The 14,497-nt window shown below is 63.5% G+C and carries 10 protein-coding genes; 4 read left to right on the top strand and 6 right to left on the bottom strand.

Going from position 1 to position 14,497, the window contains the following annotated elements; all coding sequences use genetic code 11:
• Window positions 1-48: 48 nt before the first annotated feature.
• Complete coding sequence (locus AC27VQ_RS12525) at window positions 49-624, bottom strand: hypothetical protein (protein WP_488716505.1); 576 nt, start codon at window positions 622-624, stop codon at window positions 49-51.
• Window positions 625-838: 214 nt separating this feature from the next.
• On the opposite strand from AC27VQ_RS12525, the gene AC27VQ_RS12520 reads away from it, so the two are divergent.
• The gene (locus AC27VQ_RS12520) at window positions 839-2,053 is read left to right on the top strand and encodes an NADP-dependent isocitrate dehydrogenase (protein ID WP_244759091.1); all 1,215 of its coding nucleotides are present in this window, start codon (window positions 839-841) and stop codon (window positions 2,051-2,053) included.
• A 113-nt stretch (window positions 2,054-2,166) separates the two neighbouring features.
• On the top strand, window positions 2,167-2,805 hold the full coding sequence (locus AC27VQ_RS12515; protein WP_488716504.1) for a glutathione S-transferase family protein: 639 nt from the start codon (window positions 2,167-2,169) through the stop codon (window positions 2,803-2,805).
• Window positions 2,806-2,917: 112 nt separating this feature from the next.
• On the opposite strand, the gene AC27VQ_RS12510 is transcribed toward AC27VQ_RS12515, so the two are convergent.
• The 4 genes from AC27VQ_RS12510 to recA all read right to left on the bottom strand — a co-directional run bounded on the left by AC27VQ_RS12510 (window position 2,918) and on the right by recA (window position 9,619).
• Window positions 2,918-3,790: an AraC family transcriptional regulator gene (locus AC27VQ_RS12510; protein WP_488716503.1), complete on the bottom strand. Its 873-nt coding sequence runs from the start codon at window positions 3,788-3,790 to the stop codon at window positions 2,918-2,920.
• A 374-nt stretch (window positions 3,791-4,164) separates the two neighbouring features.
• The gene (locus AC27VQ_RS12505; protein ID WP_488716657.1) at window positions 4,165-5,364 is read right to left on the bottom strand and encodes a GGDEF domain-containing protein; all 1,200 of its coding nucleotides are present in this window, start codon (window positions 5,362-5,364) and stop codon (window positions 4,165-4,167) included.
• Window positions 5,365-5,509: 145 nt separating this feature from the next.
• Window positions 5,510-8,170: an alanine--tRNA ligase gene (gene alaS / locus AC27VQ_RS12500; protein WP_488716502.1), complete on the bottom strand. Its 2,661-nt coding sequence runs from the start codon at window positions 8,168-8,170 to the stop codon at window positions 5,510-5,512.
• A gap of 363 nt (window positions 8,171-8,533) precedes the next feature.
• Window positions 8,534-9,619, bottom strand: coding sequence for a recombinase RecA (gene recA / locus AC27VQ_RS12495; protein WP_488716501.1), 1,086 nt, complete (start codon window positions 9,617-9,619; stop codon window positions 8,534-8,536).
• A 235-nt stretch (window positions 9,620-9,854) separates the two neighbouring features.
• Between recA and AC27VQ_RS12490 the strand changes: the two genes are divergently transcribed.
• On the top strand, window positions 9,855-10,802 hold the full coding sequence (locus AC27VQ_RS12490) for a carbohydrate kinase family protein (RefSeq protein WP_488716500.1): 948 nt from the start codon (window positions 9,855-9,857) through the stop codon (window positions 10,800-10,802).
• Window positions 10,803-10,848: 46 nt separating this feature from the next.
• On the top strand, window positions 10,849-11,775 hold the full coding sequence (locus AC27VQ_RS12485; protein WP_488716499.1) for a pseudouridine-5'-phosphate glycosidase: 927 nt from the start codon (window positions 10,849-10,851) through the stop codon (window positions 11,773-11,775).
• Window positions 11,776-11,822: 47 nt separating this feature from the next.
• Here the strand turns inward: AC27VQ_RS12485 and cckA are convergent, their stop codons facing one another.
• On the bottom strand, window positions 11,823-14,429 hold the full coding sequence (gene cckA, locus AC27VQ_RS12480) for a cell cycle histidine kinase CckA (protein ID WP_488716498.1): 2,607 nt from the start codon (window positions 14,427-14,429) through the stop codon (window positions 11,823-11,825).
• Window positions 14,430-14,497 lie beyond the last annotated feature (68 nt).

Here is a 14,497-nt window from a genome sequence, read left to right as displayed (position 1 = left end):
GTTGGCGCCTCACTGGCATAAACGGCCGGAAATGAAAAGCGTGGGTGCCTATTCGGCGCTCTCGGGCGCTTCCGCATTGCCGCCATTGGCGCCGGCTTCGGCGATTTCGACCATTTCCTTCTTGAGCGATGCGCCGTCCTCGAAGCTCGGGCGCTCGATATCGTCGATTACGGCGTGGCCGTCCTCTTCGATCATCTTGAAGACCAGCGTCTCCGGCTTCCAGTCGGCCGCGCGCTCGCCGAAACAATGGCTGTTGTCGAAGGTCACGGTCACGTCTTCCGCGCCATTGGCCGGCTGGCTTTCGGTGGTCTTCACGTCCTTCAGCGCGCAGCCATCCTGGCCGCCGATGATCGGATCGTAGTCGAAGGGCGAACCGCCGTCGTCATAGGCCGGAAATTTCGCCGCCGCGCGATATTTCGTGACGAAATCCTTGCTGTAGAGGCGCTTCAGAAAATCCTCGCTGAAATAGTCGACATAATCAGGCGGCGTGTCGCTGTCGGTGCCCATGTCCTGCCAGTTGTTGGTCGCAGCCGACATGATTTCCGTGACAGGCGCCTTGAAGTCGGCAGCATGGACGGCGACGGGAAAGAGGACGGCGAGCGCCACGAGACCGAAACGCGACATGATATTCTCCATTGGATGGCGGCATCCGGACAGGCGCCGCGAGCGAACCTTCCTGAAACGGAATTCGGGCAAAAGTTATTCCGCCGCGCCACGAAAATAAACCGCCTCATTCCTTCGTTGGCTTTGCCTTCCGGGTCTCGGATGCTATAGGGCCAATCGGTTCTTTTGAAGTCCACGATCCCGGGCGTTCCGCCCTACAAGCACGAGGCTCCCCATGGCAAAGATCAAGGTCGCCAACCCCGTCGTCGAGCTCGATGGCGACGAGATGACGCGCATCATCTGGCAGTTCATCAAGGACAAGCTGATCCATCCCTACCTGGACGTGGACCTCGAATATTACGACCTCGGCATGGAAAACCGCGACGCCACCGACGACCAGGTGACGATCGATGCGGCCAACGCCATCAAGAAGCACGGCGTCGGCGTCAAGTGCGCCACGATCACGCCGGACGAAGCCCGCGTCGAGGAATTCAAGCTGAAGAAGATGTGGAAGTCGCCGAACGGCACGATCCGCAACATCCTCGGCGGCGTCATCTTCCGCGAGCCGATCATCTGCAAGAACGTGCCGCGCCTCGTTCCCGGCTGGACCAAGCCGATCATCGTCGGTCGTCACGCCTTCGGCGACCAGTACCGCGCCACCGATTTCAAGTTCCCGGGCAAGGGCAAGCTGACGATGAAGTTCGTCGGCGAAGACGGCAAGGAAATCGAATACGACGTGTTCGACGCCCCCTCCGCCGGTGTCGCCATGGGCATGTACAACCTCGACGATTCGATCACCGAATTCGCCCGCGCGTCGTTCAACTACGGCCTGCAGCGCAAGGTGCCGGTCTATCTCTCGACCAAGAACACCATCCTCAAGGTCTATGACGGCCGCTTCAAGGACATCTTCCAGCAGGTCTTCGACGCGGAATTCGCCGACAAGTTCAAGGAAGCCAAAATCTGGTACGAACACCGTCTGATCGACGACATGGTTGCCTCGGCGCTCAAGTGGTCCGGCGGCTATGTCTGGGCCTGCAAGAACTATGACGGCGACGTGCAGTCCGACATCGTGGCCCAGGGTTTCGGCTCGCTCGGCCTGATGACCTCGGTTCTGATGACGCCCGATGGCAAGACCGTCGAAGCCGAAGCCGCCCACGGCACGGTGACGCGCCACTACCGCCAGCACCAGAAGGGCGAGGAAACCTCGACCAACTCGATCGCCTCGATCTTCGCCTGGACCCGTGGTCTCGCCCACCGCGCCAAGCTGGACGGCAATGCGGAACTGGCCAAGTTCTCTGAAACGCTTGAGCGTGTCTGCGTCGACACCGTCGAATCGGGCTTTATGACCAAGGACCTCGCGCTCCTCATCGGTCCCGACCAACCGTGGCTTTCCACGACGGGCTTCCTCGACAAAATCGATGAAAACCTGCGCAAGGCCATGGCGGCCTGAACCTGAAAAAACACCCAGAAAGCCCGGCCATCGCGCCGGGCTTTTTCTTTTGGGCAGGCTTGCGACCGCCCCGCCACGCCCTATTCTCCCCCTCGCCATTCGAGGAGGACACCATGGCCGACGAGCTTGTTTTCTACAGCAACCCGATGTCGCGTGGGCGCATTGCCCGCTGGATGCTGGAAGAGGTCGGCGCGCCCTACCGCACGGAATGGCTGACCTATGAAGGCTCGATGAAGGCGCCGGACTATCTTGCGGTCAATCCGATGGGCAAGGTGCCGGCCATCCGCTACGGCAAGACCGTGGTGACGGAAGCCGCGGCGATCTGCGCCTACATGGCCGATGCCTTCCCCGAAGCCGGCCTTGCCCCGCCTGCCAGCCAGCGCGCCGACTATTACCGCTGGATGTTTTTCGCCGCCGGCCCGCTGGAAATGGCCGTCTCGCTGAAAGGCTTCGGCATCGCCGTTCCGAAGGAGCGCGAACGCAGCATAGGCTGCGGCAGCTATGAATCGGTGCTGGACGCGCTGTCTTATGCCGTCGGCCGCACGTCCTACATCGCCGGCGACACCTTCTCCGCCGCCGATGTCTATGTCGGCTCGCATATAAGCTGGGGCCTGCAATTCGGCACCCTTGAGGCGCGGCCGGAGTACCAGGCCTATTGGGACCGCCTGAAGGATCGCCCCGCCTATCTGAAGGCCAAGGCGATCGACGACGAGGAGATGCATCGCCAGCTTGCGGCGGCGAAAGCGGGCTAAGAGCGAACGCTACCTCTCCTTCGTCATCCTCGGGCTTGACCGGAGGATGACGTTGGTGAGGATGGGAGGCTGGGAAAACGCAATTGCAAATCCCAGCGCCCCGCCGTCTGTCTTAGGCCGCGGCCTCCATTGCCGGCTGCAAGGGTAGGCAGATTTCCGTGATCAACTCGTTCGGCGGCACGTCGCGCGGGTTGTTGAGATAGGCCTCGAACATCACCTCGTCGCGGATCGAGCGGCCGGAGGCCGGCAGCCAGGTGGCGTAGAGCCAGCGATAGGCCGCCCCCATATCGGCATAGGGGCCCTTGTGTCGCAGCACGGCGTAATCACCGCCGGCCAGCGTGCGGCGTTCGAGCGGCGCGTCCGCCGGGATATCCGCATCGGCCGTCACGCAGGCGAAGGAGCGCAGCTTGTCCTCGGGCGTGAGATCGGGATCGTCGAGGAAGAGGCCGATCATACGCATGTCGGGCGTGAAGATGTTGCGGGAAAACAAGGCGCCGTAGAGCGCCTCGAAGGCCTTGCCGATGCCCATATAGGACCCGGTATGGGGAACGCAGAGCAGCGTCTGCTCGGGAATGCTGCGGATGGCGATATCATACATGCGGAACGTTTCCTTGCCGTGTTCGGGTTCGAAGGCGCGATGGGGCCCGTCCTTGCGGTAGCGCGCCGGCGGCATGCCGTAGGCGGCCGCGAAGGTGCGCGTGAAGGATTGCAGGTTGGGATAGCCCCAGCGCGCGGCGATGTCCCGGACCGAGCGGTCGCTTCGCACCAGATCGCCCGCCGCGCGGTGCAGCCTGAGCCGCCGGACGGTCATCGCCAGCGTCTCGTTGTGCACCGCCCGATAGACACGATGCCAGTGATGGGCGGAAAGGCAGGCGATATCCGAGAGCCGGTCGAGATCGAGATCCTCGTCCAGATGCTCATAGATATAGGCGGAGACGCGCAGCAGGCGCTTCTCGTAGGCGGCCCAGATCTCGTTCTCGCTCATGCCGTTTCCTTTCTCGTCGGGACGCATTCAATCAAGCACGGAGCGATTTCACAAATCCTGCGCTTCTGCGGTGCTCGTGTTTTTCGACGGCTTGACGTCCATCAACTGCATCGGCGTGAGATAGACGCTCCGAACCCTCCGTCCTCCGGCCTTTCGAGGCTCTTATGACTGATACCCTAATGCCCAAGCTAGCCAGCGTTTTCGCGGAGGGTTACAACGCCGCGCGCCCTGGTGCGCAAGCGATCAGGTCCGGCGTGCAGATCTACATTGCGGGATTGAAGCCGAACATGCGCCGTCTTCTGGAGGCGCGGCCTGCACGACCATGTGATCTTCACCAACACGACAGCGGAAGCACTTGACCGGATAGCCTCCGCTTAGCCGGCGGCAGCGAGACCGGTGGAGTGAGCGGATGATTTGCACATGCGCTCGGCAAAACCGGACAGCACAGCGGCCGGTACCGCAAGCATGACGCGGTTACGTCCTGCCTCCTTCGCGGCATAAAGCGCACCATCGGCGGCCGAATGCAGGCGGTCGAAATCCGCGCCGAAGGTCGCGACATCGGCAAGGCCGATGCTGACGGAAACGTCGATCTCGCGGCCCTCGCTCAGAATATGGAGCGCCGCCACCTCCTGCCGCAGCCGCTCGGCAAACTCTTCGGCCTGCGCGATATCGTGCCGGGGGGCGAAAAGTGCGAACTCCTCCCCGCCGAAGCGACAAAACAGCATGCCCTCCTCCAGCGAGGCCGAGATGCGTGCCGCGAAACGCTTTAGAACCACGTCGCCCGCCACATGGCCGTGCGTGTCGTTGACCGCCTTGAAGCGGTCGAGGTCGAAGATCATCAGCGTGCCATCATTGCGGCCGGCAAGGAGGATGCGCGTGTCCTCGAGGAACGAGCCGCGATTGGCGATGCCCGTCAGCGCATCGGTGCGCGACGTCTGCCGGTACAACGCCTCGCCGCGCTCCTTGATGAGCACGAGCATGGCGATGGCAGCCAGGATCGTGTGGGCGAAAAGCTCAAGCGAGAATAACGCGAACCAGGCCGAATGCGCCGTGCCGTTGCCGAGCGGTGCGGGAGAAACGATAGCCATCGGGATGCGCAGGGAATAGATGACGCCGTGCGACAGGAAGAAGATGGCGGACAGGATGCGGCTCGGCAGCCGCTCGCCGCCGCGCCCTCGCCAGATGTCGAGGCCCATCCACAGCGAATAGGTGGTGATGATGACCGAGGATAGGATGATGCGGTTGTTCACGTCACCGGTGATCGCAGGCGCGAAAAGATAGGCGAAACTCCACAGCACCGGCCCCGCCGCCACAACCAGCGGATAGGCCGGGCGCCGGTCAAAGACGCGAAAGCCGGCCCACATCAACGCGTAACCAAGGGCCGCGAGCATGTTGGAAAAACCGACGGTCAGCATCGGATAGCCGATGGGACGCAGGGCATAGAGCAAGGTGCAGAGCGAGCCGACCCACATGGAGACGCACCAGTAGCCTGCGGCGGCATGACGGCGGTCGGTCAACCAGACCTGCAGCATGAAAATCCCGACGACCATGGTCGACAGGAAGGTACAAATCATCAAGGTTGAAATACTGACGATGTCCGCAATCAAAACACGCTCTCCGCACGGCGAAGATGCTAAGCGCAAAGCTTGAAGACTTCGCAAACAAAACGGCGGGCCAGAAGCCCGCCGCCGTATCGATACAGGATGTTTTGACGCCGGATCAGCCGGCGATGACGGCAGCCACCGCGTCCACGGCATCGGCAGCCTTGGAGCCATCGGGACCGCCGGCCTGCGCCATGTCGGGACGGCCGCCGCCGCCCTTGCCGCCAAGCGCTTCGGAGGCGCGACGCACAAGCTCGACGGCGCTGAAGCGGCCGGTCAGATCGTCCGTGACGGCCACGACGGCACTCGCCTTGCCATCCGGCGAAACGCCGACGAAGGTGACGACGCCGGAGCCGAGGCTCTTCTTGCCTTCGTCCGCCAGGCTCTTCAGGTCTTTCGGCTCGACGCCGGTGACGACCTTGCCGAGATACTTGATACCGGCAACCTCGCGAACGCCATCATCGCCGCCCGAGGGACCGCCGGAAAGCGCGAGCTTCTTCTTGGCCTCGGTCAGCTCGCGCTCGAGCTTGCGGCGCTCATCGACCAGGGCCTCGACGCGGGCGAGCACTTCGCCCGGCTGGGCCTTCAGCGTGGTGGCCAGCGCCTTCACGCGCTCGTCCTGCTCGGCGAGATAGGCGCGGGCCGCCTCGCCCGTCAATGCTTCCAGACGGCGCACGCCGGAACCGACGGCGCTGTCGGAGAGAATGCGTACAAGGCCGATTTCGCCGGTGGCCGCGACATGCGTGCCGCCGCAAAGCTCGACCGAATAGGCGCGGTTCGCCTTGGCGCCGCGAACACCAGTGCCCATCGCGACGACGCGCACTTCATCGCCGTACTTTTCGCCGAACAGCGCCATGGCGCCCTCGGCAATCGCGTCGTCCACCGTCATCAGGCGGGTGGTAACCGGCGAATTCTGTACGACGATCTCGTTGGCCATGTCCTCGACGACGCGCAGTTCCTCGGCGGTCATGGGCTTGGGATGCGAGACGTCGAAACGCAGGCGCTCGGGCGCCACCAGCGACCCCTTCTGGGCAACGTGGGTGCCGAGCACTTCACGCAGCGCCTCATGCAGCAGGTGTGTCGCCGAGTGGTTGGCGCGCAGGCGGGAGCGGCGGGCGTGATCGACATTCAGCGCCACGGCATCGCCGACCGTCAGCGTGCCCTCGGCAACGGTCGCGACATGGACGAAGACGCCCTCGCCTTTCTTCTGCGTATCGGAAACGGTGAGCTTGGCATTGTCGGACGAGATGATGCCGGTATCGCCCATCTGGCCACCGGATTCGCCGTAGAACGGCGTCTGGTTGATGACCAGCTGAACCTCTTCGCCGGCTGCGGCGGTCTCGACCGCCTTGCCGTCGCGCACGATCGCCTGAACGACGCCTTCGGCGGTCTCGGTGTCATAACCGAGAAACTCCGTCGCGCCGTGCTTTTCCTTGAGCTCGAACCAGATCGTTTCCATCGCCTTGTCGCCGGAGCCGGCCCAGTGCGAACGCGCCTCCGCCTTCTGGCGCTCCATGGCATCGGTGAAGCCGGAGAGATCGACGTTGATTTCGCGGGCGCGCAGCGCGTCCTGCGTCAGGTCGAGCGGGAAGCCATAGGTGTCGTAGAGCTTGAAAGCGGTCTCGCCATCCAGCATGTCGCCCTTGGTGAGCGTCGAGGTGGCGTCGGAGAGCAGGTTGAGACCGCGCTCCAGGGTGGTGCGGAAACGGGTTTCCTCGAGCTTCAGCGTCTCGGAAATCAGCGCTTCGGCGCGCTGCAGTTCGGGATAGGCGCGGCCCATCTCGCTGACCAGCGTCGGCAAGAGCTTCCACATCAGCGGCTCCTTGGCGCCGAGCAGCTGCGCATGACGCATGGCGCGGCGCATGATGCGACGCAGCACGTAGCCGCGGCCATCCTTGGCCGGCAGAACGCCGTCGGCGATCAGGAAGGCGGAGGAGCGCAGATGATCGGCGATGACGCGGTGGCTGGCACGCGCCTCACCCTCGGCCTTGACGCCGGTCGCCTCGACGGAGGCGTCGATCAGCGCGCGGAACAGGTCGATATCGTAGTTGTCATGCTTGCCCTGAAGCAGCGCCGCGACGCGCTCGAGGCCCATGCCGGTGTCGATGGACGGGCGCGGCAGGTCGATGCGTTCTTCCTTCGTCACCTGCTCGAACTGCATGAAGACGAGGTTCCAGATCTCGATGAAGCGGTCGCCATCCTCTTCCGGCGAACCGGGCGGGCCGCCCCAGATGTGATCGCCGTGGTCGTAGAAGATTTCCGAGCACGGGCCACAGGGGCCGGTATCGCCCATCGCCCAGAAATTGTCGTTGGTCGGGATGCGGATGATACGGTCGTCGGTCAGGCCGGCGATCTTCTTCCAGAGATCGAAGGCCTGGTCGTCCGTGTGATAGACGGTGACGAGAAGGCGCTTCTTGTCGATGCCGAATTCCTTGGTGATCAGGTTCCAGGCGAGCTCGATGGCGCGCTCCTTGAAGTAGTCGCCGAAGGAGAAGTTGCCGAGCATTTCGAAGAAGGTGTGGTGGCGCGCGGTATAGCCAACATTGTCAAGGTCATTGTGCTTGCCGCCGGCGCGCACGCATTTCTGCGCGGTCACGGCGCGCGAATAAGGACGCTGCTCCAGCCCGGTGAAGACATTCTTGAATTGCACCATGCCGGCATTGGTGAACATCAGCGTCGGGTCGTTGCGCGGCACGAGCGGACTGGACGACACGACCTCGTGGTCATTCTTGCGGAAATAGTCGAGGAAAGTCGACCGGATCTCATTCACGCCGCTCATATCGCGTCCTTCATCTTGCCACTGTCTGCGCCTCAAGCCGGGCGCAGCATCCACCAAATTCAAGTTCAGCAGATGCGAAACCGCCCCGCCGGCCGGAGCGCCCGCCGGAGGCCTGACAAGGCCACCATCCGCCAATTCCGTCGAAACTGCACGCGCCTGCCGCCAATTCCGTCGAAAAGGCCGAAAACGCGGGCGCGCGCGAGAACTGAAGGCTTTTATCGCCCGCCTCATCCCCTGTCCAGACATCAAAAAACCGGCCTTTCGCGAAGAACAGGCCGGTTTCCAAATTTTCATTCCGTCCATGCCGCATTCAAGAAACCGCGGCACGCATTTGCGACAGCCGGGTTAGCCGTCGCGGCGTGATCAGGGCTCGCCGTCGCCGTCGTCGTTCGGGTCAGGTCCGCCATTTTCCAGGAAGCGGTCGGCGATCAGGCCGGCATTCTGGCGCAGCGTCGCTTCGATCTCGCGGGCGACATCCGGGTTGTCGCGCAGGAACGTCTTGGCGTTCTCGCGGCCCTGGCCGAGGCGCTGGCTGTTATAGGAGAACCAGGCGCCCGACTTCTCGACGATGCCGGCCTTGACGCCGAGATCGACGAGTTCGCCCGTCTTGGAGACGCCTTCGCCATACATGATGTCGAATTCGACCTGCTTGAAGGGCGGCGCCATCTTGTTCTTGACGACCTTGACGCGGGTCTGGTTGCCAATGACCTCGTCGCGCTCCTTGACGGCGCCGATGCGGCGAATGTCGAGACGGACGGAAGCGTAGAACTTCAGGGCGTTGCCGCCGGTCGTCACTTCCGGCGAGCCGTAGACGACACCGATCTTCATACGGATCTGGTTGATGAAGATGACCATGGTGTTCGACTTGGAGATCGAGGCGGTCAGCTTGCGCAGCGCCTGGCTCATCAGGCGGGCCTGAAGACCCGGCAGGCTTTCGCCCATCTCGCCTTCGATTTCGGCGCGCGGCGTGAGCGCCGCGACGGAGTCGACGACCAGCACGTCGATGGCGCCGGAGCGCACCAGCGTGTCGGTGATTTCAAGCGCCTGCTCGCCGGTGTCGGGCTGCGAGATCAGCAGGTTTTGAAGGTCCACGCCGAGCTTGCGGGCATAGATCGGGTCGAGTGCGTGTTCGGCGTCGACGAAGGCGCAGATGCCGCCCTTCTTCTGGGCTTCCGCGATGGTCTGCAGGGCCAGCGTCGTCTTGCCGGAACTTTCCGGGCCATAGATTTCGACGATACGCCCCTTGGGCAGGCCGCCGATACCGAGCGCCACGTCGAGGCTGAGAGAGCCCGTCGAAACCGTCTCGACCTCGATGACACTGTCCTTGCCACCGAGCTTCATGATGGAGCCCTTGCCGAACGAGCGCTCGATCTGAGAGAGAGCTGCTTCGAGTGCCTTGCTTTTATCCACTGATTTTTCCTCTACGAGCCGCAAAGTGTTCTGTGCCATTTGGTCCACCTTTAGGTTATTGAAGCAAGACAGGCAACGAAGCCGTCGATGAACGGCATGTACACATTTTGTTCTCTTTTTGCAAGAAACATTCATCCTTTTGAATATTTTTGTGAATCCGAGGCGTGTTCTATTTTCGTTTCAGGTGGATAAAGCCGATGCAGGAACAGGAACAAACCGTTACCCGATGAAGCGCGACCCGCGCGAATCGGCCTGCCGGATGTGAAGGAAGACGATGATCGAGAAAACGATTCTGGTGATGGGCGGCGCCCATGTGGACAGGCGCGGACGCATTGCCGGCGAGACGGCGCCGGGGGCGAGCAACCCCGGCAGCTGGTTCGTGGAAGCGGGCGGCGGCGCGTTCAACGCGGCGCGCAATCTCGCCCGGCTCGGCCACGCCGTGCGGCTGGTCTCGCCGCGCGGCGGCGATGCTGACGGCGATATCGTGGCGGCGGCAGCGCAGGCCGCCGGCGTCGAGGATACGCCCTTCGTCTTCCTCGACCGGGCGACGCCGAGCTATACGGCGATCATCGAGCGGGACGGCAACCTCGTCATCGCACTGGCCGATATGGATCTCTACCGGTTGTTTTCGCCACGCCGGCTGCAACAGCGGGCCATGCGCGAGGCGATGGCTGCCGCGGGACTGATCCTGACGGACGCCAATCTACCCGCCGACACGCTCTCCACGATGTCGCAATCCGCAAAAACAGTGGACGTGCCTCTCGCCGGCATCGCCATTTCCCCGGCCAAGGTCGTGCGGTTTCGCGAAAGCCTCGGTGCCCTCGCCTTCCTTTTCATGAACGAGGCGGAAGCGCGCGCCTTGACGGGAGAAGATGCGGACAACCCGGCCGACTGGCCAAAGATCCTGCGCGCCGCTGGCCTTTCCGCCGGTGTCGTGACCCGTGGCGGGCGTGGCGTCATCGCCTTTGACAAGACATGCGCGGCATCGGTCGTTCCTCCCGAAATCCCCGAACTCGGCGATGTCACGGGAGCGGGCGATTCGCTCGCCTCCGGTTTTCTCAACGCCGTGCTCGGCGGCGCCGGCATCACGGCGGCGCTCCGCCACGGCGTGGCGGCAGCGACCGTTACCGTGCGCTCGCCGCTCGCCGTTGCCGAAGAAATGTCGCAGGCTGCCCTTGCCGCCGCACTTTCGCTTGTGCCGCAGGCGGAAATCCTGTCATGAGACTTTTTTGCCCGGATTTCCTCCCAGGATTTTGTAAGGACATCGCATGACCCGACCCGTTTCCCCCCTTCTGCCGATGCACTATTCGGACGAAGTCGCCGCCGCCAAGGCGCGCGGCGCCCCGATCGTCGCGCTCGAATCGACCATCATCACCCACGGCATGCCCTATCCGGGCAATCTCGACATGGCGCGCAGCGTGGAGCGCATCATTCGTGAGCAGGGCGCCGTGCCGGCGACCATCGCGGTCATCGACGGCGTGCTGCATATCGGTCTCGATGAGGCGCGGCTGGAAGTGCTGGCCCAGACGCAGGGCGCCATGAAGCTGTCGCGCGCCGACCTCGCCTTCGCGATCGCCGAGCGCCGCACCGGCGCCACCACCGTCGCGGCCACGATGATCGGCGCGGCCCGCGCCGGCATCAAGGTCTTTGCGACCGGCGGCATCGGCGGCGTGCACCGCAAGGCCGAGGAGACCTTCGACATCTCCGCCGACCTCGACGAACTCTCGCGCACCGGCGTCATCGTCGTCTGCGCCGGCGCCAAGGCGATCCTCGATATCCCGAAGACGCTGGAAGTGCTGGAAACCCGCGGTGTGCCGGTCGTGACCTATGACAGCCCCGTCTTCCCGGCCTTCTGGTCGCGCGATTCGGGCCTGAAGAGCCCGCTGACGCTGAACAGCCCGGCGGCGATCGCCAACTTCCAGACGGTGCGCGACCAGCTCGGCGTCGATGGCGGCATGCTGATCGCCAATCCCGTGCCGGAAGCCGACGAGATTCCGCGCGAGGAAATGGAAATCTACATTGCTCGTGCCCTCGACAATGCCGAGCGCGACGAAATCGCCGGCAAGTCGGTGACACCCTACCTGCTCGACAATCTCTTCCACCTGACCGATGGCCGGAGCCTGAAGACGAACATCGCGCTCGTCGAAAACAACGCGCGGCTGGCGGCTGAAATCGCCGTGGCGCTGGTGGATTGAAAGGCGAATGGCCGGCTTTAAGCCGGCCATTTTTTTGGATGCGCGCCTTACGCGTCCAGCATTTCCCGTACCGCTTCGGCCAGCTGCTTCAGCGAGAACGGCTTCGGCAGGAAGCCGAACTTGGCATCGGCCGGCAGATTGCGGGCGAAGGCGTCTTCGGCGTAGCCGGAGACGAAGATGAACTTCATATCCGGATAGGTTTTGCGCAGCTCGCGCAGTAGTGACGGGCCATCCATTTCGGGCATGACGACGTCGGAGACGACGATGTCGACGGCGCCGTTCAGCTCTTCCATGATATCCAGCGCCTCGACGCCCGAGCCGGCCTCGTGCACCGTGTAGCCGCGGGTTTCCAGCATGCGCTTGCCGCCGCGGCGCACCGCCTCCTCGTCCTCGACCAAAAGCACGACTGCCGAGCCGCCGGTGAGGTCGCGCGGCTCTTTTTCCGGAGTGGCGACGGCCGCGACTGGCTGCTGCACGCTGGCTTCGCCAGCGACAGCGGCCTCGACCGGCACGACGTCCTCAATGTGGCGTGGCATGAGAATGCGGAAGGTCGTGCCCTTGCCGACTTCCGAATCGAGATAGATGTAACCGCCGGACTGCTTGACGATACCGTAGACCATAGAGAGGCCGAGACCGGTGCCCTTGCCGACTTCCTTCGTCGTGAAGAAGGGCTCGAAGATCTTGTCGATGATCTCGGGCGGGATGCCGGTGCCCTGGTCGGCGACATCGACTTCGACATAATCGCCCGGCGGCAGGTCGCGAAGGTTGCGGTCGGCGGCCTCGTCGGCAGGCAGATTGCGGGTGCGGAAGGTGATCGTGCCACCCTCTGGCATGGCATCGCGCGCATTGACGGCGAGGTTGATCAGTACCTGCTCGAACTGGCCGAGATCGGTCTTCACCGCCCAGAGGTCGCGACCGTATTCGACGTCGATCTTGACGTTGGTGCCCGTCATGCGGTCAACGAGCATGCGCAGGTCACCGATGACATCCGTCATATTCAGGACGGTCGGGCGCATCGTCTGCTTGCGCGAGAAGGCAAGCAGCTGGCGCACCAGCACGGCGGCGCGGTTGGCATTGCGCTTGATCTCCATGAGATCGGCAAAACTCGCATCCGAGGGTCGCGCCGAGAGTAGCAGGTGATCGGAGGAGAGCAGGATCGCCGTCAGCACGTTGTTGAAATCGTGCGCGATGCCGCCGGCCAGCGTGCCGACCGCATTCATCTTCTGCGTCTGCGCCATCTGCGTCTCGAGCGCCTTCTGCTCGGTGATCTCGACGGCATAGACGATGGCGGCTTCTTCGGGCGCCTCGTCGCTCTGGTCGATGACGGCGTTTATGTAGAAGCGGAAATGCCTGGTGTCGTCGGCCGGATGCAGCGAATCGAGCGGCGGGATATCGCCCTGGCGGTCCTTGGCGGCATCCAGCGCCGATTGCAGGCGCAGGCGATCCACATCGTGCACGATGGTTTCGAGCTTGGCCCCCCGGTCGATATCGTCGCGCGAGACGACACTGGAGAACAGCTTCAGGAACGGCGCGTTGGTGCGCAGGATACGGCCGCTGCCATCGACGGAGGCGATCGCCATCGGCGTGTTGTTGAAGAAACGCGTGAAGCGCATGGAGGCGATCGACGCGGACTGGTCGCTCTCGCTGCCCTCCTCGCGCGCCAGAACGATGGTGCGGCTCTCACCGGGCGCACCGTCGCGCATGGAGGAGACCCGGTGCACGATGCACACGGGCAGGCTCTGGCCGTTGGTCTTGCGAAGATCGAGATCCAGCGTCTCCGTCCGCTTGAGGCCGGGTTCGGCCTGCACGGACTGGATGAGCGCAAGCCCCTCGCCCGCCACCACGTCGGCGATCGACAGCGAGCCCGGATGGAATTTTGCCAGATCGATGCCGAGCCATTCGGCAAGCGTCGCATTGAGATAGACGATCTCGCCCTTGCGGCCGGCGGAAAAGAAGCCGGCCGGCGCATGGTCGAGATAATCGATCGCGTTCTGCAGCTCCTTAAAGAAGCGCTCCTGGTCGTCCCGCTCGGAGGTGATGTCGGAAATCTGCCAGATATAGAGCGGCTGTTTCGCCTTGTCGCGGTTCGGCAGAACGCGTGCCTTCAGGCGATACCAATGGGCGCCCGATCCGCTTGTCGACGACGGATTGAGCGCCTTCTGGACCCGGAATTCCTCCGCGCCCTCCTTACCCTCATGCAGGCCGTTGGTCAGGCGATAGACGGCCTCGGTGGCGTCGCGGTTGCGCGACAGCAGGGTTTCGAGCGTCTGCACCTCCGCGGCACCCGAAGCGCCCGTCAGCGCGCCATAGGCGGCATTGGCATAGACGATGCGGCCCTTGCGGTCCGTCACGACGGTGCCGTCGGGATGGGATTCGAGGAAGGCGCGCGCAAGCTCGTCGGAACCCGCAGCCTGCGGCATGATCTCGATGAAGCCGATCAGCGCCGAGACAACGAAGAAAATGCCGGCCATGGCGAGAACGCCGAGCACACCGAGCACGAGTTCGTTGTCGAGCTGGTTCTTGAAGACGATGAAGGCGCCGGCCGAAGCCGCCAGAACGACGGCGAGCACGACGACGCGCAGCGCCACTGCCGGCCGCGTATTGCGGTCCACGATCGGCAGGTTGTCCTCGCCAGGCCGCTTCATCGTCGTCATCATTCCCTCATTCGCAAAGGTCCGGTGTAGCACTTGCCGCCGGATCCGATGCCAGAATCATTTTTATC

Source organism: Shinella sp. 20P9.1.1 (assembly GCF_057798995.1).
This window is presented reverse-complemented; position numbering and strand designations above follow the sequence as displayed.

Coding starts and splice junctions, on each gene's coding strand:
- AC27VQ_RS12525 (WP_488716505.1), bottom strand. CDS start 624: ATGTCGCGTTTCGGTCTCGTGGCGCTCGCCGTCCTCTTTCCCGTCGCC.
- AC27VQ_RS12520 (WP_244759091.1), top strand. CDS start 839: ATGGCAAAGATCAAGGTCGCCAACCCCGTCGTCGAGCTCGATGGCGAC.
- AC27VQ_RS12515 (WP_488716504.1), top strand. CDS start 2,167: ATGGCCGACGAGCTTGTTTTCTACAGCAACCCGATGTCGCGTGGGCGC.
- AC27VQ_RS12510 (WP_488716503.1), bottom strand. CDS start 3,790: ATGAGCGAGAACGAGATCTGGGCCGCCTACGAGAAGCGCCTGCTGCGC.
- AC27VQ_RS12505 (WP_488716657.1), bottom strand. CDS start 5,364: ATGATTTGTACCTTCCTGTCGACCATGGTCGTCGGGATTTTCATGCTG.
- alaS (WP_488716502.1), bottom strand. CDS start 8,170: ATGAGCGGCGTGAATGAGATCCGGTCGACTTTCCTCGACTATTTCCGC.
- recA (WP_488716501.1), bottom strand. CDS start 9,619: ATGGCACAGAACACTTTGCGGCTCGTAGAGGAAAAATCAGTGGATAAA.
- AC27VQ_RS12490 (WP_488716500.1), top strand. CDS start 9,855: ATGATCGAGAAAACGATTCTGGTGATGGGCGGCGCCCATGTGGACAGG.
- AC27VQ_RS12485 (WP_488716499.1), top strand. CDS start 10,849: ATGACCCGACCCGTTTCCCCCCTTCTGCCGATGCACTATTCGGACGAA.
- cckA (WP_488716498.1), bottom strand. CDS start 14,429: ATGACGACGATGAAGCGGCCTGGCGAGGACAACCTGCCGATCGTGGAC.